Source organism: Promicromonospora sp. NPDC110617, assembly GCF_055598465.1.
Window position 1 is genome coordinate 569,403 of sequence record NZ_JBVKBM010000003.1, and the last position, 20,519, is coordinate 589,921.

Annotated in this window: 22 protein-coding genes; 9 read left to right on the forward strand and 13 right to left on the reverse strand. The window is 72.8% G+C overall.

The genetic code is table 11. The annotated features are described in order from the left end of the window. Positions 1 to 20: 20 nt before the first annotated feature. Positions 21 to 563 (forward strand): GrpB family protein, encoded by a 543-nt coding sequence (locus ACZ7LE_RS20300; protein ID WP_470405045.1) that lies wholly within the window; start codon positions 21 to 23, stop codon positions 561 to 563. Between the two features lie 37 nt (positions 564 to 600). Then, complete coding sequence (locus tag ACZ7LE_RS20305; protein ID WP_470405046.1) at positions 601 to 1,587, forward strand: NAD(P)-dependent oxidoreductase; 987 nt, start codon at positions 601 to 603, stop codon at positions 1,585 to 1,587. Positions 1,588 to 1,632: 45 nt separating this feature from the next. On the opposite strand, the gene ACZ7LE_RS20310 is transcribed toward ACZ7LE_RS20305, so the two are convergent. Genes ACZ7LE_RS20310 through ACZ7LE_RS20320 form a run of 3 tightly spaced genes read right to left on the reverse strand, consistent with a single transcriptional unit; the run spans position 1,633 to position 3,153 of the window. Next, positions 1,633 to 2,016: a YybH family protein gene (locus tag ACZ7LE_RS20310; protein ID WP_470405047.1), complete on the reverse strand. Its 384-nt coding sequence runs from the start codon at positions 2,014 to 2,016 to the stop codon at positions 1,633 to 1,635. Between the two features lie 9 nt (positions 2,017 to 2,025). Beyond that, on the reverse strand, positions 2,026 to 2,439 hold the full coding sequence (locus ACZ7LE_RS20315) for an MmcQ/YjbR family DNA-binding protein (protein ID WP_470405048.1): 414 nt from the start codon (positions 2,437 to 2,439) through the stop codon (positions 2,026 to 2,028). Positions 2,440 to 2,493: 54 nt separating this feature from the next. Beyond that, a complete protein-coding gene (locus tag ACZ7LE_RS20320; protein WP_470405049.1) occupies positions 2,494 to 3,153 on the reverse strand; it encodes a DNA-binding response regulator in 660 nt (219 codons plus the stop codon). A gap of 108 nt (positions 3,154 to 3,261) precedes the next feature. Here ACZ7LE_RS20320 and ACZ7LE_RS20325 point away from each other — a divergent pair, with 108 nt between their 5' ends. Continuing rightward, positions 3,262 to 4,182, forward strand: a complete 921-nt coding sequence (locus tag ACZ7LE_RS20325; RefSeq protein ID WP_470405050.1) for an oxidoreductase — start codon at positions 3,262 to 3,264, stop codon at positions 4,180 to 4,182. A 76-nt stretch (positions 4,183 to 4,258) separates the two neighbouring features. Beyond that, a complete protein-coding gene (locus ACZ7LE_RS20330; RefSeq protein ID WP_470405051.1) occupies positions 4,259 to 5,128 on the forward strand; it encodes an NmrA family NAD(P)-binding protein in 870 nt (289 codons plus the stop codon). A 66-nt stretch (positions 5,129 to 5,194) separates the two neighbouring features. Here the strand turns inward: ACZ7LE_RS20330 and ACZ7LE_RS20335 are convergent, their stop codons facing one another. Then, on the reverse strand, positions 5,195 to 6,277 hold the full coding sequence (locus ACZ7LE_RS20335) for a fatty acid desaturase family protein (RefSeq protein WP_470405052.1): 1,083 nt from the start codon (positions 6,275 to 6,277) through the stop codon (positions 5,195 to 5,197). Positions 6,278 to 6,339: 62 nt separating this feature from the next. Further along, a complete protein-coding gene (locus tag ACZ7LE_RS20340; RefSeq protein WP_470405053.1) occupies positions 6,340 to 7,656 on the reverse strand; it encodes a sensor histidine kinase in 1,317 nt (438 codons plus the stop codon). A gap of 128 nt (positions 7,657 to 7,784) precedes the next feature. Between ACZ7LE_RS20340 and ACZ7LE_RS20345 the strand changes: the two genes are divergently transcribed. Continuing rightward, entirely contained in the window at positions 7,785 to 8,474 is a 690-nt protein-coding gene (locus ACZ7LE_RS20345) for a response regulator (protein ID WP_470405054.1), read from the forward strand. A 46-nt stretch (positions 8,475 to 8,520) separates the two neighbouring features. Here the strand turns inward: ACZ7LE_RS20345 and ACZ7LE_RS20350 are convergent, their stop codons facing one another. The 3 genes from ACZ7LE_RS20350 to ACZ7LE_RS20360 all read right to left on the reverse strand — a co-directional run bounded on the left by ACZ7LE_RS20350 (position 8,521) and on the right by ACZ7LE_RS20360 (position 12,065). After that, a complete protein-coding gene (locus ACZ7LE_RS20350) occupies positions 8,521 to 11,001 on the reverse strand; it encodes an ATP-binding cassette domain-containing protein (RefSeq protein ID WP_470405055.1) in 2,481 nt (826 codons plus the stop codon). A gap of 150 nt (positions 11,002 to 11,151) precedes the next feature. Further along, on the reverse strand, positions 11,152 to 11,583 hold the full coding sequence (locus ACZ7LE_RS20355; protein ID WP_470405056.1) for a VOC family protein: 432 nt from the start codon (positions 11,581 to 11,583) through the stop codon (positions 11,152 to 11,154). 5 nt (positions 11,584 to 11,588) lie between these two features. Further along, positions 11,589 to 12,065 (reverse strand): helix-turn-helix transcriptional regulator, encoded by a 477-nt coding sequence (locus ACZ7LE_RS20360; protein ID WP_470405057.1) that lies wholly within the window; start codon positions 12,063 to 12,065, stop codon positions 11,589 to 11,591. Between the two features lie 245 nt (positions 12,066 to 12,310). On the opposite strand from ACZ7LE_RS20360, the gene ACZ7LE_RS20365 reads away from it, so the two are divergent. Further along, positions 12,311 to 13,165: a phosphotransferase gene (locus ACZ7LE_RS20365; protein ID WP_470405058.1), complete on the forward strand. Its 855-nt coding sequence runs from the start codon at positions 12,311 to 12,313 to the stop codon at positions 13,163 to 13,165. On the opposite strand, the gene ACZ7LE_RS20370 is transcribed toward ACZ7LE_RS20365, so the two are convergent. Next, on the reverse strand, positions 13,155 to 14,408 hold the full coding sequence (locus tag ACZ7LE_RS20370) for a hypothetical protein (RefSeq protein WP_470405059.1): 1,254 nt from the start codon (positions 14,406 to 14,408) through the stop codon (positions 13,155 to 13,157). The two genes, ACZ7LE_RS20365 and ACZ7LE_RS20370, sit on opposite strands and share 11 nt — an antisense overlap. A gap of 385 nt (positions 14,409 to 14,793) precedes the next feature. On the opposite strand from ACZ7LE_RS20370, the gene ACZ7LE_RS20375 reads away from it, so the two are divergent. Continuing rightward, complete coding sequence (locus ACZ7LE_RS20375) at positions 14,794 to 15,483, forward strand: AAA family ATPase (RefSeq protein WP_470405060.1); 690 nt, start codon at positions 14,794 to 14,796, stop codon at positions 15,481 to 15,483. 66 nt (positions 15,484 to 15,549) lie between these two features. Here the strand turns inward: ACZ7LE_RS20375 and ACZ7LE_RS20380 are convergent, their stop codons facing one another. Together ACZ7LE_RS20380 and ACZ7LE_RS20385 are read right to left on the reverse strand one after the other, a co-directional pair. Continuing rightward, the gene (locus ACZ7LE_RS20380) at positions 15,550 to 16,119 is read right to left on the reverse strand and encodes a carboxymuconolactone decarboxylase family protein (RefSeq protein ID WP_470405061.1); all 570 of its coding nucleotides are present in this window, start codon (positions 16,117 to 16,119) and stop codon (positions 15,550 to 15,552) included. Between the two features lie 88 nt (positions 16,120 to 16,207). Then, positions 16,208 to 17,230, reverse strand: a complete 1,023-nt coding sequence (locus ACZ7LE_RS20385; protein ID WP_470405062.1) for an LLM class flavin-dependent oxidoreductase — start codon at positions 17,228 to 17,230, stop codon at positions 16,208 to 16,210. Between the two features lie 112 nt (positions 17,231 to 17,342). Between ACZ7LE_RS20385 and ACZ7LE_RS20390 the strand changes: the two genes are divergently transcribed. After that, positions 17,343 to 17,540 (forward strand): hypothetical protein, encoded by a 198-nt coding sequence (locus ACZ7LE_RS20390; protein WP_400547424.1) that lies wholly within the window; start codon positions 17,343 to 17,345, stop codon positions 17,538 to 17,540. A 102-nt stretch (positions 17,541 to 17,642) separates the two neighbouring features. Here the strand turns inward: ACZ7LE_RS20390 and ACZ7LE_RS20395 are convergent, their stop codons facing one another. Further along, on the reverse strand, positions 17,643 to 19,019 hold the full coding sequence (locus tag ACZ7LE_RS20395; RefSeq protein ID WP_470405063.1) for an NAD-dependent malic enzyme: 1,377 nt from the start codon (positions 19,017 to 19,019) through the stop codon (positions 17,643 to 17,645). A gap of 184 nt (positions 19,020 to 19,203) precedes the next feature. Between ACZ7LE_RS20395 and ACZ7LE_RS20400 the strand changes: the two genes are divergently transcribed. After that, positions 19,204 to 19,743: a GNAT family N-acetyltransferase gene (locus ACZ7LE_RS20400; RefSeq protein ID WP_470405064.1), complete on the forward strand. Its 540-nt coding sequence runs from the start codon at positions 19,204 to 19,206 to the stop codon at positions 19,741 to 19,743. Here ACZ7LE_RS20400 and ACZ7LE_RS20405 read toward each other — a convergent pair. Then, positions 19,715 to 20,467 (reverse strand): tyrosine-protein phosphatase, encoded by a 753-nt coding sequence (locus ACZ7LE_RS20405; RefSeq protein ID WP_470405065.1) that lies wholly within the window; start codon positions 20,465 to 20,467, stop codon positions 19,715 to 19,717. The genes ACZ7LE_RS20400 and ACZ7LE_RS20405 overlap by 29 nt on opposite strands. Positions 20,468 to 20,519: the final 52 nt, after the last annotated feature.

The window sequence follows — 20,519 nt, forward strand, 5'->3', positions numbered from 1 at the left end:
CACTGTGCCACGCTGTGCTCGTGCGTCAGGATCCCATCGTCATCCAACCTCACGACCCGCACTGGCAGCATGACTTCGACACCCAGCGGCTCGCCCTGGAGCGCGTGCTGGCCGGCTACCTGGTCACACCCGTCGAGCACATCGGCTCCACGTCGGTGCCTGGACTCCCGGCCAAGCCGATCATCGACATGCTCGCCGTCGTCGACGACCACGAAGCCTTCGGCCCGGCGCTCCCTGCGCTGCTCAGGATCGGCTGGGTGCACGCCCCGGAACCTCGCGACGCCGAGCGGCGCACGTGGTCGGTCTGCTTCCCGTCGGTGGAGCATCGCACGCACCACCTGCACGTCGTCGAACGCGACTCGACCGGTTGGCGCGACTGGCTGCTGTTCCGCGACTACCTGCGTGTTCATCCCGCGGCGGCGCACCGCTACGCGGCGCTGAAGACCGAGCTCGCGGCGCAGGACCGGCGCGATCGTGTGCGCTACCGATCCGGGAAGGCGCCCCTGATCGGCGAGCTCATGGACGAGGCGCGCGCCTGGCGCTCCCAGGGTTCGCTGACATAACGACGCCCCGGCGCGCTCCTGGCGGCAGAATCACCGCGTGACCTCTCGACCCGCCGCCCCACCGGCCGTTCCGGAACCCTCGATCCCTGACCTCGCCGACACGCTCCGCCGTCGTCCCACGGTGCGCCTCGGTGCGGACGTCGAACCGGGCTGGCATGACGCGCTCGCGGGATGGGCTCGCGCGCACGGGCTGGAGGTCACCGACGGGGATGCGACGCTCGCGATCACGACGGATCCGACCCAGGCGGTCCGCGCCCCCTGGGTCCACTCCCCCTTCGCCGGCGTCGAGCACCTGGCGCCGGCTCTGCCGGACGACGTCGTCCTGACCCGCACCACCGGCACGATGCCCGAGCGGATCGCCGAGTACGTGCTGACCTGGGTGCTCGCGGAGCGCTGGCAGGTGGCCCGGTACCTCGCGCAGTCGACGACGGCGACCTGGGACGCGTCGAACCCGCCCGCGGCGCCCGACCGTCGTGAGGCCGTCGTGGTGGGCACCGGCGCCATGGGTGCGGCGATCGCCCGGACCCTGGCGACTCTCGGGTACCGCGTCGTCGGGCTGAGCCGGACCGGCCGTCCCGACGACGCCTTCGACGCCGTGCTCCCCCTCGCCGAGGCGTTCGGCGCCGCGCCTACCGCACAGGTGTTCGACGGGGTGCGCGCGGACGTCCTCGTGCTCGCACTCCCCCACACGCCGCAGACCGACGGGCTGGTCACGCCCGCGTTGTTGCGGGCCTTCGAGCGGGTGCACCTGGTCAACATCGGGCGCGGCTCCGCGGTCCGCACCACCACGCTGCTGGACGCGCTCGACACGGGCCGGCTGCGGCACGCCACGCTGGACGTCGTCGAGCAGGAGCCGCTGGAGGCGTCGTCGCCCCTGTGGCGGCGGCCCGACGTCACGATCACGCCGCACGTCTCCGGGCTCACCCTGCCGTCTGACGTCGTCGCCGGCCTCGACGCGGCGCTGACGGCGATCCGGGCGGGGGCCCGTCCGGCATCGGCCGTCGCCCGGGACCGCGGCTACTGACCGACCCTGCCGGCTGCCTCTACGGACCAAGCCTGCCGACGGCCCCTACTGGCCGTCCTGGCTGTCCTGGCCGGGCGCGAACGGCCACTCCTCGAACGCGCTGCACCGCCCGTCGTCGTCGAGCTCCACGATCCAGAGGTCTCGCCACCGGTCCCCCGGCTCCAGGTACTCCACGTTCACGCGGACCACGGCGGTCGGCCCGTCGACGGCGAGCACCTGTGCCGTCAGCGTGAACTCCTCGTCCGGGCCGTCGCGGTGGCTCTCCCAGAACTCCGCGAGCGCCGGGAGCCCGACGACGGGTGGTGCCCAGGGTGAGGGCAGGTAGGTGGCGTCCGGGGTGAAGAGCTCGGCGAGGGCGTCGGTGCCGGCGGTGCGCCAGAGGCGTTCGTAGTCGCGGATCCAGGTCTCGACGGTGGTTCGCTGGGTCATCTCCCGAGGTTACTCAGCGAGCGCCGTCCGGGCCTGGGGTGCGTCCGGGGTGGTGGGTTCGGGTCGGTCGATCTGGTCGGCGAGGTGCTGTGGGGCCTGGATGCAGTAGGAGTCGGTGAGCAGCTCGGTCAGCTCGTCCCAGTCGGTGTGCTGGTCGAGGATCAGGCCGACGACGTTGCTGCCCCAGTCGGCCTTGAAGTACTGCGGGCCGAGGTGCTGGAACGCCGCGACCTCGTCGGGGTCGGCGCGGAAGGTGATCCGGACCAGGCCGTCCTCGCCGCCGAACACGTGGGCGACGGTGGCGTCCCTGGTCTTCCAGGCGACGCCGGTCCAGGCGTCGTGCTCGCGGCACTCGGGCAGGCGTTCGAGGATCGTGGCGAGCCGGTGGACGGCGTCGGCGGGGACGGGTGCGCGTTCGGTCACGTGCGTGAGTCTTGCACCCGCCACTGACATGCCTGCGGGGTGCGGTCCGGTGCGTCAGACGAGGCCGAGCTCCCGGGCGCGGACCCCGGCCTGGAAGCGTGATCCGGCGCCGAGGGCGTCCATGAGCTCGGCGACGCGGCGGCGGTAGGTGCGTACGCCGAGCCCGAGCGTGCGGGCGGCGGTCTCGTCCTTGATCCCCTGGCCGAGCAGGTCCAGGACCTGGGGTGCGAGCTGGCGGATCTCGGCGATCCGGTTGTCGTAGACGTCCAGGTCGGTGGCGGAGCGCCAGGCGGCCTCGAACAGGGACGTGACGCCCTGGACGGTCTCGCGCTGGGTGATGACGCTGTAGCTGCGCTGCCCGGCGCGGACGTCGCCGGCGAGGATGACCAGGCGGCGGTCGAGGATGATCGTCTCGTTGATCTCGTCGCTCGTGATGCGGATCTGCGCGCCGTGGCGGTCGCGGTCGCGGGCCAGTCCCTGGGCGGCGACGGGGTCCAGCAGCAGGGCGGAACGGTAGACCTTGCGGATGCGGACGTCGCCGGTACGTCGGGTCCGCATCGCCTCGGCGAGCTCGCCGGAGGCCTGCGCCCTGGCCCAGGTGGCGAGGTCGTTGGCGGCGCAGGCGACGTCGGTGGCGGAGGCCATCAGGTGCGCGGTGCGCTCCATCAGCTCGCGCTCGCCTTGCACGATGGTGACCATCTCGCCCGTCTGCATGCCTTCGATCATGCCCGTGGGCGCGGGGCGGCACCAGGCGTGGCCTCGGGGACGGCAACAACCTGCCAACACCGTGGGATCGGGCGGGTGCGGCGCGAGGCTGGCTTCATGACGACAGACATGACGACAGGCATGATCACCCCCAGCACCTGGCAGCTCGGCGACCGCACGGTCAACCGCATCGGGCTCGGCGCCATGCGGCTGATGGGTATGCCCTGGGACGAGACGCCCCGCGAGCGCGGCTCGGCGCTCGCCGTGCTGCGCCGGGCCGTCGAGCTCGGCGTGAACCACATCGACACCGCCGCGTTCTACTTCACCCCCACCCGCTCGGCCAACGAGCTGATCAGCACCGCCCTGCAGCCCTACGCCGACGACCTGGTCATCACCACGAAGGTGGGCCCGGCCCGGTCACGTGACGGGCAGATGGAGCCCATGGCGCGTCCCGACCAGCTCCGTGGCCAGGTCGAGGAGAACCTGCGGCAGCTCGGCCGCGACCACCTCGACGTCGTCAACCTGCGCTGGGGCACGCGGATGGCGGGCGAGGGCCGCGCGTCGGAGTCGGTCGCCGAGCACTTCGGGGCGCTCGCGGAGCTGCGCGAGGCGGGCCTGGTCCGGCACCTCGGCGTCTCCAACGTGCTCGCCGAGCAGCTCACCGAGGCCCTGACCATCGCGCCCGTCGTGTGCGTGCAGAACCAGTACGGCCTCACGCACCGGGAGGACGACGACCTGGTCACCCTGTGCGGCGAGCGCGGCATCGCGTTCGTCCCGTTTTTCGCCGTGGGTGCGGCCGTCCCGGGCGCGTCGCCCGTGGGTGGCGTCGACGACACCGGCCGGGCCGAGGTCGAGGCGATCGCCGCGGCGCACGGCGCCACCCCGGCGCAGGTGCGGCTGGCCTGGACGCTGCACCGCGGCCCGCACGTCCTGGCGATCCCCGGGACGGGCAGCGTGGCGCACCTCGAGGAGAACGTGGCCGCGAGCGCCCTGCGGCTGAGCGCGGACGAGCTCGCAGTGCTCGACGGGATCGCGTAGCCCTCTGCCTCCTTCCCCCGGAGCGGCGCCGACCGTCGCGCCGGGCCGGCGCCGCCGCTCCCGTACCCTGACCTGCGTGAGGATCGCGGTCACCGGCTCGACCGGCACGCTGGGCAGTCAGGTCGTCAACCTCCTGGCCGCGAGCGCCGGGCACGAGGTCGTGGCGCTCGCGCGTCGTCCGGAGGCGGTGCCGGCGAGGTTGAGCGAGCGGGTGCGGCGGTCGGGCGTGGTGACCGCGGTGCGTGCGGACTACGACGAGCCGGGGTCGCTGGTGGCGGCGCTGGGCGGTGTCGATGTGCTGGTGTTCGTGTCCGGGGACGGTGAGGCCGCACGGATGCTGGTGCAGCACCAGAACGTGGTGCGGGCCGCGGTCGATGCCGGGGTGGGGCACGTGGTGTACCTGAGCGGGGTGGATGCCGATCTGTCGTCGCCGTTCTGCTATGCGTTCACCAACGGGTGGACGGAGCGGCTGCTGGAGGGCAGCGGGCTGCCGTTCTCGTTCGCTCGGGCGTCGTTGTTCACGGAGTTCTTCGCGGCGTTCCTGCGTCCGGCGCTGCGTTCGGGTGAGCTGCGGGTCCCTGCCGGGGAGGGTCGGGTGTCGCTGGTCTCCCGGTCGGACGTCGGCCGGTGCCTGGCCGCGCTGGCGCTGCTGCCGCCGAGCGGGCGGCACCACGACCTGACGGGGCCGGTGTCGTCGACCCTCGGGGCCGTGGCCGAGGTGCTGAGCGGGGTCGCGGGGCGGCCGGTGCGGTACACGGACGTGCCGCCGCCGGCCCTGGCGGAGGAGCTGGCCAGGGCCGGCGAGGACCCGTGGTGGACGTACGCGTACTGCAGCATGTTCGCCTCGGTCCGTGAGGACCGGTGGAGCCGGGTGTCGCACGAGGTGCGGCGGCTGACGGGCCGGGCCCCGGCGTCGCTGGACGTCGTCGTCCGCGCGAGCGCCTGAGCCGGCCCGTCCTGCCTCCCCCGGTCCTACCCCCGGGTCCTGCCCCCAGGGTGGCTGCCCGGTGGGTTACCGGTACTGCGCGACGATCGGGCAGTCCATCGGGTCGGCGTGGCCCAGGCCGACGCGGTTGAGGTACTCGACGATGATCCCGTAGGACTCGAACAGCCCGGTCTCGGTGTAGGGGATGCCGCGCTCGGCGCAGAACTCCTGCACGATGGGGCGGACCTGGCGGAGGTTGACGCTGGGCATCCGCGGGAAGACGTGGTGCTCGACCTGGTAGTTCAGGCCGCCCATGGCCCACGCGACGAACCGTCCGCCGCGGATGTTGCGCGAGGTGAGGACCTGGCGGCGCAGGAAGTCGATGCTGGTGTCCTTGGGGAGCAGCGGCATGCCCTTGTGGTTGGGGGCGAAGGTGGCGCCCATGTAGACGCCGAAGGTGGCGAGCTGGACCAGCATGAACGCCAGGCCGAGCACCGGGCCGAGGGTGAGGAAGACGAGGGTCGGGAAGCCGATGAGCCGGATGCCCAGGAGCACGCTCTCCGCCGCGCGGTGCTTGATCGCCGGGGTCGTGGCGAGGGTCTGGACCGAGTTCGCGTGCAGCACGGGGCCGAACAGCGCCAGCATCGGGAAGAACAGCCAGCCCTGCCGCCGGGTGACCCAGCCGAGGAACCCGGTGCGCCCGGCCTCCTCCCCCGGGACGAACACGAGCGCCCCTGTGGCGATGTCGCCGTCCTTGCCGATCACGTTGGGGTTGCCGTGGTGCTTGTTGTGCTTGCGGTTCCACCAGCCGATGCTCAGGCCGACGCCGAGGTTGCCGATGATGCGGGAGAACCACTCGTTGTGCTTGCCGGTGGCGAAGATCTGCTGGTGGCCGCCGTCGTGGGCGAGGAAGGCGCCCTGGGTGAACACGATGCCGAAGAAGGCCGCGACGGCGAGCTGCCACCATGTGTCGCCCAGGGTGAGCAGCAGCGTGAGTCCGACCGCGAGCGCCGCCGCGAAGCCGATGGTGCGGCCGACGTACCAGCCGACGCGACGTCCCATGAGGCCCGCGGCGTTGGCGCGTTCGACGAGCTCGAAGTAGTCGTTGGTCTGCGCGTTGCGGGCCGTGCGTCGTTGGCGGGCCGGGCGGGGCGGGGCTTCGGTCGTCATGGGCGTCAACCTAGGAACTGGGTCGTGCGCCGCGCGTCCCCCGCAGGAGCCAATCTCACCCCCTACGCAGGTAGCGGGTCAGGGTCCTCGACGGGCAGGGTCGCGGCGAGCTCGAACCCGCCGTCGGGCGTGGGGCCGGCGGTGACCGTGCCGCCGAGCGCCGCGACCCGTTCCCGGATGCCCGCCAGGCCCAGGCGGGCGCCCGGGGTGGGCTCGTCGTCCCGGTCGGGGGGCGTGTTGGTGACGCTGACCCGCAGCTCGTGCCCGTCGTCGGTGATGGTGACGGCGATCGCCGAGCCCGGGGCGTGCCGCAGGGCGTTGCTCAGCGCCTCCTGGACCAGCCGGAACGCGGTGAGCCCGACGACCTCGGGCACCTCGGCGGCAGCCTCGGTGTCCGAGGCGCCGTCCCCGTCCGTACCGGTGCCGGCGTCGGCGTCGGCGTCGGCGTTGTACGTGATCGCCACGCCGGAGGCGCGGGTGGACTCGACCAGCCCCGTGACGTCGGACAGGCCCGGCAGCGGCGCGGTGGGCGCCGTGTCGTGGCCGCGCAGGATGCCGAGCAGCCCGCGCATCTCCCCCAGGGCGCGCCGCGAGGAGGCGGCGATCTCCTCGAACTCGCGCTGCACCGCCTCGTCGAGGCCGGGCTGCCGGTACCGCGCCGTGGACGCCTGGACGGTGATGACCGACATGCTGTGCGCGACGACGTCGTGCAGCTCGCGGGCGATCCGGTTGCGTTCCTCCAGCTCCCGGCGCCGGCCGGTCTCGGCGGCACTGAGCCGCTCGGCCTGTTCCATACGCAGCACGCTCAGGCTCCACAACCGCATGATCACGCCGACCAGCGCGAAGCCGCCGCTGAGCGACACGAGCACGACGCCGTTGGCGAACGCGGCCGGGTGCCCGCCGTCGCTCAGCGCCGCGGGCGCGAGCACGGTCAGCATCGCGCCGGCCAGCCAGAGCGACGCGGCCCAGTACCAGGAGTGGCGCAGCGCCAGCACGAACACCGTCAGGCAGTGCGCCAGCAGCACGGTGACCGGCCACGGCCAGGGCCACTCGGGGGCCGCCCCCGCCGTCACGATCGTCAGGGCGGCGGACCCAACGATCGAGGCGCCCAGCCCCGCCCACGGCCAGCGCACCGCCAGGATCGCGGCGGCGCAGTTGACCAGCGTGAACGCCATCGCCGCCGCGGGGTGGGTGCCGTAGCCGGACGCGGTCACGGGCCAGCCGACGGCGACCAGCGTGACGGCCGCGAACGAGACCACCGACCACAGCCACACGATCTCGCGCCGGGCGATCGAGACCGCGCTGACATCCAGCCGGGTCAGCGAGCGCAGCCGGTTGAGGGAACGCGGCCGCGGCGGCGTCTCGGGTGGGTGATCCATCACGCGCAGGCTATGCGGTCGTGCGCCCGTGGCGCGTCACCCGTACGACGGACCCGGTGTCATACTTTCGGGTCGCGTTCACCCCTGGGGCGACGGGCGGTTCTCCGTCCTCGGTTAGGTTTGTCCCCATGCCACCACCTCCCGACGTCGCCGGGCGCGACATCCGGGTCCTGATCGTCGACGACCAGTCGATGATCCGCGCCGGGTTCGAGGCCCTCCTGAACGCGCACGAGGGGATCACGGTGGTCGGCACGAGCGACGACGGCGCGGGCATCAGCGACGTCGTGCGGCGGGTGCAGCCCGACGTCGTGCTGATGGACATCCGCATGCCCAAGGTCAACGGCCTGGACGCCGCCCGCACGATCCTGGCGATGCCCGGCACCCCGCCCAGGGTGATCATGCTGACCACGTTCGACGCCGACGAGTACGTGTTCTCCGCCCTGCGCGCGGGCGCGAGCGGGTTCCTGCTCAAGGACTCCCCGCCCGAGGAGCTCACCCACGCCGTCCGCACCGTCGCGGCCGGCGACGCGCTCCTGTCCCCCAGGATCACCCGGGCCCTCATCGCGGACTACGCCGCGCGCCCGGCCACACCCGCCTCGGTGGCGGCCAGCCTGGGCGGGCTGACCGACCGTGAGCTCGACGTGATGAAGGCCGTGGCGGCCGGGCGGTCCAACGCCGAGATCGCGACCGAGCTGCACCTCGCCGAGCAGACCGTCAAGACGCACGTCTCGCGCATCCTGAACAAGCTCACCCTGCGCGACCGGACGCAGATGGTGGTCTGCGCCTACGAGTCGGGCCTGGTGCGCGCCGGCCGCTGACGTGTCGGACGTCCAGGTCACCCGCGTGACCTGGACGTCCGACACGTCAGGAGGTGCGGACGTACTCGGCCAGGTGCTGGCCCGTCAGGTTCGGCTCGCCCGCCTCGGTCCGGGCCACCAGGTCGGCGGGCGTGCCCGCGAAGACGACGCGGCCGCCGTCGTGCCCCGCGCCGGGACCCAGGTCGATGATCCAGTCGGCGTGCGCCATGACGGCCTGGTGGTGCTCGATGACCACGACGGACTTGCCTGACGCGACCAGGCGGTCCAGCAGGGCCAGGAGGTTCTCGACGTCGGCCAGGTGCAGGCCCGCCGTGGGCTCGTCCAGCACGTAGACGCCGCCGTCCTCACCCAGGTACGTGGCGAGCTTGAGGCGCTGCCGCTCGCCCCCGGACAGCGTGGTCAGGGGCTGCCCGATCTTCAGGTACCCCAGGCCGACGTCGGCCAGGCGCTGCAGGATCTTGTGCGCCGCCGGCGTCCGGGCCGGGCCCGACCCGAAGAACTCCTCGGCCTCGGCCACCGACATCGCCAGCACCTCGGCGATGTCCTTGCCGCCGCCGGCCCCACCACCCGAGCCGTCCGCCGAGCCGTCGCCCGAGCCGCCGAGCTTGTACTCCAGCACCGCCGCCTGGAACCGCTTGCCCTCGCACTCCTCGCACGTGGTGGCCACGGTGTCCATGAAGCCGAGCTGCGTGTAGACCACGCCGGCGCCGTTGCAGGTGGGGCACGCGCCCTCGGAGTTGGCGCTGAACAGCGCGGGCTTGACGCCGTTGGCCTTGGCGAACGCCTTGCGGACCGGGTCCAGCAGCCCCGTGTAGGTGGCGGGGTTGGAACGGCTCGAGCCCTTGATCGCGGTCTGGTCCACCACGACGACGCCGTCGCGGCCCGCGAGGCTGCCGTGGATGAGGGAGCTCTTGCCCGAGCCCGCGACGCCCGTGACGACGCACAGCACACCCGTGGGCACGTCGACGTCGACGTCGCGCAGGTTGTGCGTGCTCGCGCCCCGGATCTCCAGGGCGCCCGTGGCAGCCCGCGGGGACTCCTTCAGGGCGGCCCGGTCCGCCAGGTGCCGCCCGGTCAGCGTGCCGCTGGACCGCAGCCCCTCGACCGTGCCCTCGAAGCACACGGTGCCGCCGTCGCTTCCGGCGCCCGGCCCCAGGTCGACGACGTGGTCGGCGATCGCGATCGTCTCCGGCTTGTGCTCCACGACCAGAACGGTGTTGCCCTTGTCCCGCAGCTGGAGCAGCAGGTCGTTCATCCGCTGGATGTCGTGCGGGTGCAGGCCGATCGTGGGCTCGTCGAACACGTAGGTGATGTCCGTCAGCGCCGAGCCGAGGTGGCTGATCAGCTTGGTGCGCTGCGCCTCGCCGCCGGACAGCGTGCCCGAGGGCCGGTCCAGCGACAGGTAGCCCAGCCCGATCTCGACGAACTTGTCCAGCAGGTGCTGCAGGTTGGCCAGCAGCGGCGCGACGGACGGCTCGTCCAGGCCGCGCACCCACTCGGCCAGGTCGCCGATCTGCATGGCGCACGCGTCGGCGATGTTGACGCCCCGGACCTTGGACGCCAGCGCGGCCTGGGCCAGGCGGGTACCGCCGCAGTCGGGGCAGGTGATGAACGTGACCGCCCGGTCCACGAAGGCGCGCAGGTGCGGCTGCAACGCGTCACGGTCCTTGGTGAGCATCGAGCGCCGCACCTGCGGGACCAGGCCCTCGTACGTCAGGTTGGCGCCGCCGATCTTGCGCTTGGTCGCGTCCCGGTACAGGAAGTCGTGCCGCTCGGTCTCGTTGTAGTCGCGGATCGGCTTGTCACCGTCGAGGAACCCCGACTCGGTGAAGAACCGCACCGACCAGCCGCCCGCCTTGTACCCGGGCACCGTGATGGCGCCCTCGTTGAGCGACTTGTCCTCGTCGACGAGCTCGCTCAGATCGATGTCCGAGACGGTGCCCCGGCCCTCGCAGCGCGGGCACATCCCGCCGTGGTACGTCGCCTCGCGCACGATCTGCTTCTCGCCCGTGGACGACGTCATCACACCGCTGGCCGTGCGGGCCGGGACGTTGAACGAGTACGCGACCGCCGGGCCGGCCGACGGCGTGCCCAGGCGGCTGAACAGCAGCCGCAGCAGCGCGTTGGTGTCGGTCACGGTGCCCAGCGTGGAGCGCGGGTTGGCGCCCAGCCGCTCCTGCCCGACGACGATCGCCGTCGTCAGCCCCTCCAGCAGGTCGACGTCGGGCCGCGACAGCGACGGCATCATGCCCTGCACGAACGCGCTGTAGGTCTCGTTGATCATCCGCTGCGACTCCGCGGCGACAGTCGCGAACACCAGCGAGCTCTTGCCCGAGCCCGAGACCCCGGTGAACACCGTCAGGCGGCGCTTCGGGATCTCCAGGTCCACGTCCTTGAGGTTGTTCTCCCGCGCGCCGTGCACCCGGATCAGGTCGTGGGTGTCCGCCGGGTGCGTCCCGGACGGCGGTGCGTCCGTGCCGGCTGCCGTGCGGGTGGTGGCGCTGGTGGCTGTGCTCGCCGTGTTCATGCTCGGCCTTCCGTGTCAGTCGTTGCGGAGGCGGACACCAGCGCGGGCCGGGGTTCCGCGGACGGTCGGGTGTCGGCCGGCTCGGTGTCGGACAGGTGGGTCTCGGCCGCCCGGAGGTAGGCCGCCAGCCCAGGGACGCACATGCGTCGCTCAGAGCTGCTTGATGCGGACGGTGTTGCCCGCCGGGTCGCGGAACGCGCAGTCGCGGAACCCGTACGGCTGGTCGACCGGCTCCTGCATCACCTCCGCGCCGCTGGCCTGCACCCGCTCGAACGCCGCGTCGAGGTCGGCCGCGCCCAGGATGACGGCGGCGTACGTGCCCTTGGCCATCATCTCGGCGACCGTGCGGCGCTCGTCCTCGGTGACGCCCGGGTCGGCCCCCGGCGGCGTCAGCACGATCGAGGTGTCCGGCTGGTCCGCCGGGCCGACCGTGATCCAGCGCATCGCGCCCTGCCCGACGTCGAGGAAGACCTCGAAGCCCAGCGCGTCCCGGTAGAACGCCAGGGACGCCTCCGGGTCGGTGTGCGGCAGGAACGTCTGGTGGATCGTCAGGCCCGTGCTCTTGCTCGTCGGTGTGCTCATGACGATCACGCTAGGTCCGAACCCGGGGGTTGCGCTTCTCGATTCCTGACGGGGTTCCGCACGGGCCGGGTCACCTGCTTGGCGATGCACGCCGGCAGACCCGCGGTGTCGACCTGCGCGCCCGCGAGCACCGGGTCGGCGCGGTACACGCTCGGCGGCACCCCGACCAGCTCGGTGAACCGCGTGCTGAAGGTGCCCAGCGACGAGCAGCCCACCGCGAAGCAGACCTCGGTCACGCTCAGGTCCCCCCGGCGCAGGAGCATCATGGCGCGCTCGATCCGCCGGGTCATCAGGTAGCTGTACGGCGACTCCCCGTAGGCGGCCTTGAACTGGCGCGACAGGTGCCCGGCCGACATGTGCACCCCGGCCGCGAGCGCCGCGACGTCCAGGGGCTGGGTGTACTCGCGGTCCATGCGGTCGCGGACGCGGCGCAGGAGCGCGAGGGTGCGCAGGTGCTCGGTGTCGTCGGCGTAGGTCGTCACGCACGTGATGCTGCCATGTCGTGCCGTCTTGCTCGCGCGGCGCGGCCGACCGGCGGAGATGTCCGGCGGGAGGTGTTCGGCGTGTCAGTGGGTGAAGGTACGTTGACGAGATGCCTCCGCCGTCGCGAGATCGGTCGCCACGAGACGTGTCTGCCCTGGCCCTGGAGAGGTTCGGCGTGCGCCGGTCCGGTGGCGTATCGCCTGCCGATGCCCGTTCGGGTGCGGGGATCCATCGTGTCGAGCTGGTGGGTGGTGGGAGTGCGTACCTGAAGGTCACCGCGGCCGCCGACGGCCGGTCCCGCGCCGCGGCGGAGCGGGAGCTGCGGTTCTACCGGACCGTGGCGCCTGCCGCCCCCGTGTCCACTCCTGCGCTCCTGGGCGCACTGGTCGTCGACGAGGGCGTCGCGCTGCTGCTGGACGACGCCGGCGTGCAGCGTGACGTCGCTGCCTGGTCGCCGGAGCGGTGGCGGTTGCTCGGCCGTGACCTGGCCCGGCTGCACGAGATGGCTCTGCCGGCGGGCGACTGGGTACGCCCGGACGACCTGCTGTCGGCGCTCGCGGTCCAGGATCTCGCCCCCGTCCTCGGGTTCTGGTCGGCCCATCTTCCGCAGCTCGACACGCTGCTGGCCGGCCGGACCGCGCTGGGTGACTACCTGGGCGCGGTGCCGGCGGTGTTCGTCCACGGTGACTGTCACACCGCGAACGTCGTGCACCATGCGACCGTCGCGCACGGTACGGACGGCGGGCAGGGCGCTCTGGTGTTCTGCGACTGGCAGGCGGCCGGCGCCGGGCGGGCGACGTCGGATCTCGCCCTGCTCAGCGTCCGGGCCACCCCCTCAGGTGCTCGTGTCCCGGCCGTCCTCGTCCAGGAGTACCTGGCGCAGCGGGCACGGGCGGGCAGCGCGACGGACGTCGCCGGGTTCCGCAGCCGGCTGGCGCTGGAGGAGCTGGCCATCCTGGTCTTCCAGTGGCCGGCGTACGCGGCCTACAACGGTCCGGACGCGGTTGCCCGTGTTCGGCGGCGGGCCCGGTACCTCGCGGCCCGGTATCTCAGGGAGCGGTACCGCACCCGGTACCGCACGGAGCGTGTCAGCGGCTGAAGAACTGGAGGTAGTTGGTGTCGCCCCAGCCGTTGTCCGCGCCGTCGGCCTGGAAGCTGACGGCGACCGGGCCGCGGGCGTTGACGGCGACCTCGGGTGCCGTGCCGTAGCCGTAGGAACTGACGACGACGTCGTTGAGCGGGGTGCTGGTGCGGTCCAGGGTGACCAGCCGCAGCGTGCTCCGGGGGCAGCCGCCACGCGCGACGACACCGAACGCGACGTAGGAGCGTCCAGCGGGTGCGACACCGACGCCGGTGTTGACGAGCTCCCGGCACAGGAGGGGCACGCCGGCTGCGTAGCTCTTGGCCCACACGGTGGTGGTGGATCCCCAGCCCTCGCCGGCGGAGGTCTGCGCGAAGTGGCGGGTGCGGACCGAGAGGTAGCGACCGTTCCGGTAGGGCCACACCACGCGGGTGTCGGTGGCGCCCGCGGCGAGCTGGGCGTCCTGCCCCACGGCGAACGCGTAGGCGGGGGTGGAAGCGGTGGTCTGCTGCCGCCAGAGCTTGTCGCCCGCGGTGATCGTCTCGCGCCCCTGGCCGTCGGTCACGATGCGGGGCGCGCCGCCGGTGGGCGAGACGGTGCCGAGGGTCTGCGGCGCGGTCCAGGTGGTGGCGCCGGGGCGGAGCACGGTGCGCCGGACGACCTGGGTGGTGGTGCCGGTGGCCTCGGCCCAGACCACCGTCACCTTGCCGGCGTCGTTGATGGTCGCGGCGAAGTACCCGTTCTCGGGCACACCGGTGACCGGGAGGGTCGTCCAGGTCGCGCCCCGCGGGTGGAGGCCCGCCATGAGGCCCTCGGGAGCACGCCAGACGACGACGGCATCCCCGTCGGTGTTGGTGACGAAGCTCGTGGCCCGCTCGAGCTCGCCGATTGTCTCCGGCGCGGTCCACCGGCCGCCGACGAACTCTCGGGACACCAGGAACGAGTCGGGCCCGTAGGAGACGGCGATCCCGTATGCGCCGGAACCGGCGCGGACGGTGCCGCCGTACCCGGGGATCTCGGTCGGGGCGGGCCAGGTCCCGTTGTACGTCGACCTCAGGTTGATGACCTCGGAACCCTCGCCCGGCACGGGGTGCGCCACGGTGTGCACCCGACCGGACTGGGAGACCGCTGTCGACCAGGAGCCACCACTGTGCTGCGTGGGCCAGCCGGGGGCGGGGTCGCCAGGCGCGGCGTGCGCGGGCAGGGGTGTCGCCGCCAGCATCAGTGCTGCTGCCAGGGCGCCCACGATTCGTCGTCGCATCCGGGCTCGCCTTCCTCGGGGCTCAGCGGTCTCCCCGCCGAGGTTAGCCCCGAGTTCACCTGTACGGACGGGAGAGACCGGGTGAACTCGGCCGCCGTGAACGCAGGAACACCACACCAGCTCCGTAGGAACGACGCAGGTCGGGGCACCCGATCGGGAACAAATCGGGCCTCGTCGCACGTTACGGAAGCAGCAATGAGCAACTGTCCGATGTCGGTGGCCCAGGGCTCTCCCCAACCCTTGACGTGCGTCGGCGCACTCGTATCTCCCTGGCTCGACATCCCGGTCCGCGAACCCGGTCCAGCGCCCTCTCAGGGCGCTCCCGGTGATCCTGGATCGGCTCGCGCGATGCTGCTCACCCGGCCCCCTACGTATGGAGGACCACGTGACAACACCCGCCCCACTCCTGCGTCCTGTTCCCGACTCCCCTGACTTCCCCGACTCCTCCAGTCCTGCCGGCCCGCTGCTGATCGTCGTGGGCGGCGTCCCGGGCGCCGGGAAGAGCACCCTGCTGGCCAACGTCGCCGCGGACGTCCCGCGCGCGGTGGTGCTCGACCCCGACCGCTACCGGCGCCGGATCGCCGCCCGCCTGCCGTCCTGGGTGCCGTACGGCGCCTACCGCTGGGTGGCGCACACCCTGCACGCCGTCGCGACCGTGCTGAACCTGCTGGCCGGGCCGCGCTCCGGCCGGCCCCTGCTGGTGCACGACACCGCCACCCGCGAGCGCCGTCGGGAGCTCCTGGGCCTGCTGGCGCGGTGGTGCGGGTGGGACCCGGTGCTGGTGGCGGTGGACGTGTCGCTGGCAGAGGCGCTGGACGGGCAGCTGGACCGGGGCCGTGTGGTGCAGCCGGACGAGTTCGTGCGGCACTGGGAGCGGTGGACGGCGCAGCGTTCGCTGCTCGCGGCGGCGGCCGGCGGCCCGCGCGGCCCGTGGTCGGCGGTGCACCTGATGGAGCGGTGCGACGCGTTCGGGCAGGTGCGTGACCTGGTGCGGCGGCGTTCGGTCGTGGTGGCCGCGAACCGCCCGGAGCCGGCGCCGGCCGGCGCCGCGGCCGCCAACCCCTGCGCGGCGTAGCCGGCCGGGCCCAGCAGGTTGGGCAGGCTGGGTAGGCCGGCCGGGAGCTGCTGGTGGCCCCGGCGTTCACATGCCCGTCAGCAGCGCCTCCCGGAGGCTGTCCGGCAGGTCGGGCGGGACGTCGGGCGGCACGGCGAGGGCGTGCAGCGCACGGCTGAAGTAGTTCCGGGCGGCCGCGGCGAGCACGACGTCGACGATCTGCCGGTCGGTGAGCCCGAGGTCACGCAGCCGCTGCGTGTCCTGCTCGGTCAGCGCGGTCGAGTCGTGGCTGATGCGCTCGGCGAGCTCCATGGCGGTGACCTCGAGCTCGCTGAGCCCGGCGGCGTGGTAGTCGAGGGCGATGCGTTCGAGCTGGGCGTCGTCGAACACGGTGCGGGACTTGCGCCCGTGGGCCAGGCGGCAGGCCTGGGACCGCAGGGCGCCCGCGGCGGCGAGGGTGACGAGCTCGTACAGGCGTAGGCCGATGCTGGGCACGATCGCGCCGGTCAGGTCCTCGAACGCGCGCTGCGCCTGGGGGTTGACGGCCATGACCCGGGTGTGGCTGGGCACGTAGCCGAGCTCGCGGAGGTCTCCGGCGTACCCCTCGGCCCAGGCGCCGGTGGCCTCGGCGGGCTCGGGCGTCCTGATGATGGTCATGTTCGCAGCGTCCCACCGCCGTCGTCGGCCCGACAGCCGGTGGGCGGGTGAGATCACCACCCGCCCGGCCGGGCCGACGACGGTGCGGTCACCGCCAGCCGAGCGCCGGCGCCACGTGCTTGACGATGTTCTCGATGACGTGCGCGTTGTAGTCGACGCCGAGCTGGTTGGGCACGGTCAGCAGCAGCGTGTCGGCGGCCGCGACCGCCTCGTCCTCGCGCAGGTCCTCGACCAGCGCGTCGGGCTCGCCGGCGTACGTCTTGCCGAACCGGGCCGGCCCGGTGTCGAGGTGGCCCACCTGGTCCTCGCTGTAGACCTCCATGCCGAAGTACTGACGGTCGCGCTGGTCGGTGATCGGGAAGATGCTGCGGCTGACGGACACCCGCGGCTCGTGCTCGTGGCCCGCCTCGGCCCAGGCGTCACGGAACCGCTGGATCTGCTCGGCCTGCAGCCGGTGGAACGGCACACCGGTGTCCTCGGTCAGCAGCGTGGACGACATGAGGTTCATGCCCTGCGCCGCCGTCCACTCGGCTGTCGCGCGGGAGCCCGCACCCCACCAGATGCGCCGCCGCAGCCCGTCGGAGTGCGGCTCGACGCGCAGCAGGCCCGGCGGGTTGGGGAACATGGGGCGCGGGTTCGGCTCGGCGAAGCCCTCGCCGTCGAGCAGCTCCAGGAACCGGGCCGTGTGCTCGCGGGCCAGGTCCGCGCCGCCGGCGTCCTTCGCCGCGGGCTCGTACCCGAAGTGCCGGTAGCCCTCGATGACCTGCTCGGGTGACCCGCGGCTGATGCCGAGCTGGAGCCGGCCGCCGGAGATCAGGTCCGCCGAACCGGCGTCCTCCGCCATGTACAGGGGGTTCTCGTAGCGCATGTCGATCACGCCCGTGCCGATCTCGATGCGGCTGGTGCGCGCCCCGATCGCCGCCAGCAGCGGGAACGGTGAGGCGAGCTGCCGCGCGAAGTGGTGCACCCGGAAGTAGGCGCCGTCGGCGCCCAGCTCCTCGGCGGCCACGGCCAGGTCGATCGACTGCAGCAGCGCGTCCGACGCCGAGCGGGTGCCCGACTGCGGATGCGGTGTCCAGTGACCGAAGGACAGGAACCCGATGTTCTTCACGCTGACCTCAACTCCCCCGGGGTGCTCGTCCCGTCCCGGGACGGTACGACCGTTCCCGAACCGTTATCGGCACACGGGCATCGTTTCGTGCCCGTCGAACGTCTTTACCAGTGTGAGCAACAACGACGCCTTCCTCGACCGCACCACCTCCGCGCAGCCCGACCACTTCTACGGTCGTACCCAGCCGGAGACCGTGCGCTGGTGGATCCCTCTGGTGGCTTCCACCGGCGCGCTGCTCGTCCTCGTCCTGGGCACCGCTGCCGTCGTCAGCGGCATCGTGAACTCGACGATCGGCAGCATCGGCGGCTGACCGTCCCCGCTGGGGGCGCCCGGCACAGAGGCCCGTCCGGGCGGCGCACCGCCGTCCGGTCGGGCCTCCGTCGTGTCCGCGAAGCTGTCGTGTCCGAGAAGCTCAGGCCTGCTTGCGCACCGCGTCCGCCACGGCCTCCGCGACCCGGTGGTCGAACACGCCCGGGATGATGTACGCGCTGTTCAGCTCGTCCGGCGCGACCACCTCGGCGATCGCCACGGCCGCCACGCGCAGCAGCTCCGTGGTGATGTCCGTGGCGCCCGTGTCCAGCAGCCCCCGGAACAGGCCCGGGAAGGCCAGCACGTTGTTGATCTGGTTGGGGTAGTCGCTGCGCCCCGTGGCCACCACCGCTGCGGACTCGGCCGCCTCCAACGGGTCCACCTCCGGCGTCGGGTTGGCCAGCGCGAACACGATCGCGTCCTCCGCCATCTGCGCGATGTCCGCACCCGACAGGATCCCGCCCGCCGAGACCCCGACGAACACGTCGGCGCCCTTGAGGCCCTCCTGCAGCGTGCCGGAGAAGCCGTCGACGTTGGTGTTGTCCACGAGCCAGCGCCGGTGCGGGTCGTCCGTGACCACACCCGGGTGCAGCGCCCCGTCCCGGCCGAACGCCACGATGTGCCGCGCGCCCTGCGCCTTGAGCAGCCGGATGATTGCGTTGCCCGCCGCGCCGACGCCGGACACCACGATCCGCACGTCCGCCAGGTCCTTGCCCACCACCTTCAGCGCGTTGACCAGCGCCGCCAGCACCACGATCGCCGTACCGTGCTGGTCGTCGTGGAACACCGGGATGTCCAGCTCCTCGCGCAGCCGGGCCTCGATCTCGAAGCAGCGCGGCGCGGCGATGTCCTCCAGGTTCACGCCCCCGTAGACCGGCGCGATCGCCTTGACGATCCGCACGATCTCGTCCGTGTCGGTCGTGTCCAGGCACACCGGCCAGGCGTCCACCCCGCCGAACTCCTTGAACAGCGCCGCCTTGCCCTCCATGACGGGCAGCGCCGCGGCCGGGCCGATGTCGCCCAGGCCCAGCACCGCCGTGCCGTCCGTGACCACGGCGACCGTGTTGCGCTTGATCGTCAGCCGGCGCGCGTCCTCGGGCTTGTCCGCGATCGCCAGGCACACCCGCGCCACCCCCGGCGTGTACGCGCGCGACAGGTCCCGGCGCGTCTTGAGCGGCACCTTGTTGGTCACCTCGATCTTGCCGCCCAGGTGCATCAGGAACGTCGAGTCGCTCGACTTGAGCACCTCCGCGCCCTCGACGGCGTTGACGGCCGCCACGACCCGCTCACCGTGCTCGGCGTCGATCGTGTCGCACGTGACGTCCACGACCAGGCCGTGCGACGTCGAGTGCGCGATGTCGACGCCCATGACCGCCGCCCCGGCGTCGGCTACCGCCGCTACCACCGTGCTCGTGGCGCGCTGCGACGCGGCCACCTCCACGCGCAGGGTGATCGTGTAGCTCGGGCTGGGCAGCGACATCGTTGTTCTCCTCGGTCCTCCGGCCCACGTCGGCCGGCACAGGCGCACGGGCGTGCGCGCACCTGGAGATTCCTACCCCCGCGACGTGACGTGCGCCACACGAGCCCGGCATGCGGACGGCGCCCGCGAGCGCCGGGCAGGACAGCGGGGGGTGTGCAGGAGAGGGGGCGTGCAGGATAGGGGCGTGAACGTCTCCCCCGACTCCCCCGCGCGCGACGACGTGCTGCTCCTGCTCGACGAGCACCTCACCGACATGTTCGCCACCTCGCCGGCCGAGAGCGTGCACGCCCTGGACCACACGGCGCTGCTCGCCCCGACGATCACCTTCTGGACCGCCCGGGACGACGACGGCACCCTGCTGGGCTGCGGGGCGCTCAGTGCGTTCGGCGAGCGGGAGGGCGAGATCAAGTCCATGCGCACCGCCGGCCACGCCCGCGGCCGCGGCGTCGCCTCCGCGCTGCTCGACGCCGTCCTGGCGGAGGCGACGCGACGCGGGTACGAGCGCGTGAGCCTGGAGACCGGTACGCAGGACTACTTCGCGGCAGCCCGCCGCCTCTACGCCCGGCACGGGTTCGTCGAGTGCGGGCCGTTCGGGAGCTACACCCTGGACCCGCACAGCGTGTTCATGACGCTGGAGCTGCCCGCTGCTCCGCCCGCCGGGGAACCGTCTGCCGGGCGGCAGACGACCGGCCCGGCTACCGCAGGCGCTCCCGCAGGTTCGTGATGCGCGCCTCGTCCAGCCCTGCGTACCGCAGGTAGGCGACCGGGTCCAGGTCCGCCAGCCACTCCAGCAGGGCCGCACGGCGCTCGCCGACGCGTTCGTCGAGCTGGCGGGCCGTCCAGGTCTCGCCGCGGTGCTGCACCCAGGCGCCGCGTTCGACGTCGTAGGCCACGCCGCCGCCGCGGTGCGTGGTGCCGCGGAACGCGCGCTCGTAGTCCTGCGCGATCGCCTCGTGCTCCACGCCGGTCAGCGAGAGCAGGAGGGCCGTGACCATCCCGGTGCGGTCGCGTCCGGCCGCGCAGTGCACCAGCACCGGCCCGGGGGCGTCGGCGACCGCCCGGAAGACCCCGGCGAACAGGTGCGGGTACATCGCGATGTTGGGCGCGTAGGAGCGTGGGTGGTCGAGCCAGGGGCCGCAGGTCTCCAGGAAGTGCGGGTCGCCGGGATCCTCCGTCGGGGTGTTGCGCGTGACGAGCTCCCCGGGCCGCGCGGCGTCGGGCATGAGGTCGTGCGCCTGCTTGACCTCGGCGGAGTTGCGCAGGTCGACGACGGTCGTGAGCCCGGCGTCGACGGCCTCCGCCCACCCGGTCTGTGTCATGGGTTCGGGAGCGCCCGAGCGCCAGACGCGCCCCGCGACGGTGGTCCCGCCGTCCTCCAGCGGCAGGCCACCGAGATCGCGGAGGTTGACGGCGCCGTCCCAGACCTGGAGGTTCACCGGGTTGCTCATGTGCGGCATCGTGGTTGGCGGTCCACGGGCAGGTCAACGGGTAGAACTGCCC

Excerpts from the sequence above, each read along its gene's own strand:
- ACZ7LE_RS20310 (WP_470405047.1), bottom strand. The coding sequence starts at position 2,016 with ATGACCCAGCGAACCACCGTCGAGACCTGGATCCGCGACTACGAACGC.
- ACZ7LE_RS20320 (WP_470405049.1), bottom strand. The coding sequence starts at position 3,153 with ATGCAGACGGGCGAGATGGTCACCATCGTGCAAGGCGAGCGCGAGCTG.
- ACZ7LE_RS20325 (WP_470405050.1), top strand. The coding sequence starts at position 3,262 with ATGACGACAGACATGACGACAGGCATGATCACCCCCAGCACCTGGCAG.
- ACZ7LE_RS20335 (WP_470405052.1), bottom strand. The coding sequence starts at position 6,277 with ATGACGACCGAAGCCCCGCCCCGCCCGGCCCGCCAACGACGCACGGCC.
- ACZ7LE_RS20340 (WP_470405053.1), bottom strand. The coding sequence starts at position 7,656 with ATGGATCACCCACCCGAGACGCCGCCGCGGCCGCGTTCCCTCAACCGG.
- ACZ7LE_RS20345 (WP_470405054.1), top strand. The coding sequence starts at position 7,785 with ATGCCACCACCTCCCGACGTCGCCGGGCGCGACATCCGGGTCCTGATC.
- ACZ7LE_RS20350 (WP_470405055.1), bottom strand. The coding sequence starts at position 11,001 with ATGAACACGGCGAGCACAGCCACCAGCGCCACCACCCGCACGGCAGCC.
- ACZ7LE_RS20355 (WP_470405056.1), bottom strand. The coding sequence starts at position 11,583 with ATGAGCACACCGACGAGCAAGAGCACGGGCCTGACGATCCACCAGACG.
- ACZ7LE_RS20370 (WP_470405059.1), bottom strand. The coding sequence starts at position 14,408 with ATGCGACGACGAATCGTGGGCGCCCTGGCAGCAGCACTGATGCTGGCG.
- ACZ7LE_RS20380 (WP_470405061.1), bottom strand. The coding sequence starts at position 16,119 with ATGACCATCATCAGGACGCCCGAGCCCGCCGAGGCCACCGGCGCCTGG.
- ACZ7LE_RS20395 (WP_470405063.1), bottom strand. The coding sequence starts at position 19,019 with ATGTCGCTGCCCAGCCCGAGCTACACGATCACCCTGCGCGTGGAGGTG.
- ACZ7LE_RS20405 (WP_470405065.1), bottom strand. The coding sequence starts at position 20,467 with ATGAGCAACCCGGTGAACCTCCAGGTCTGGGACGGCGCCGTCAACCTC.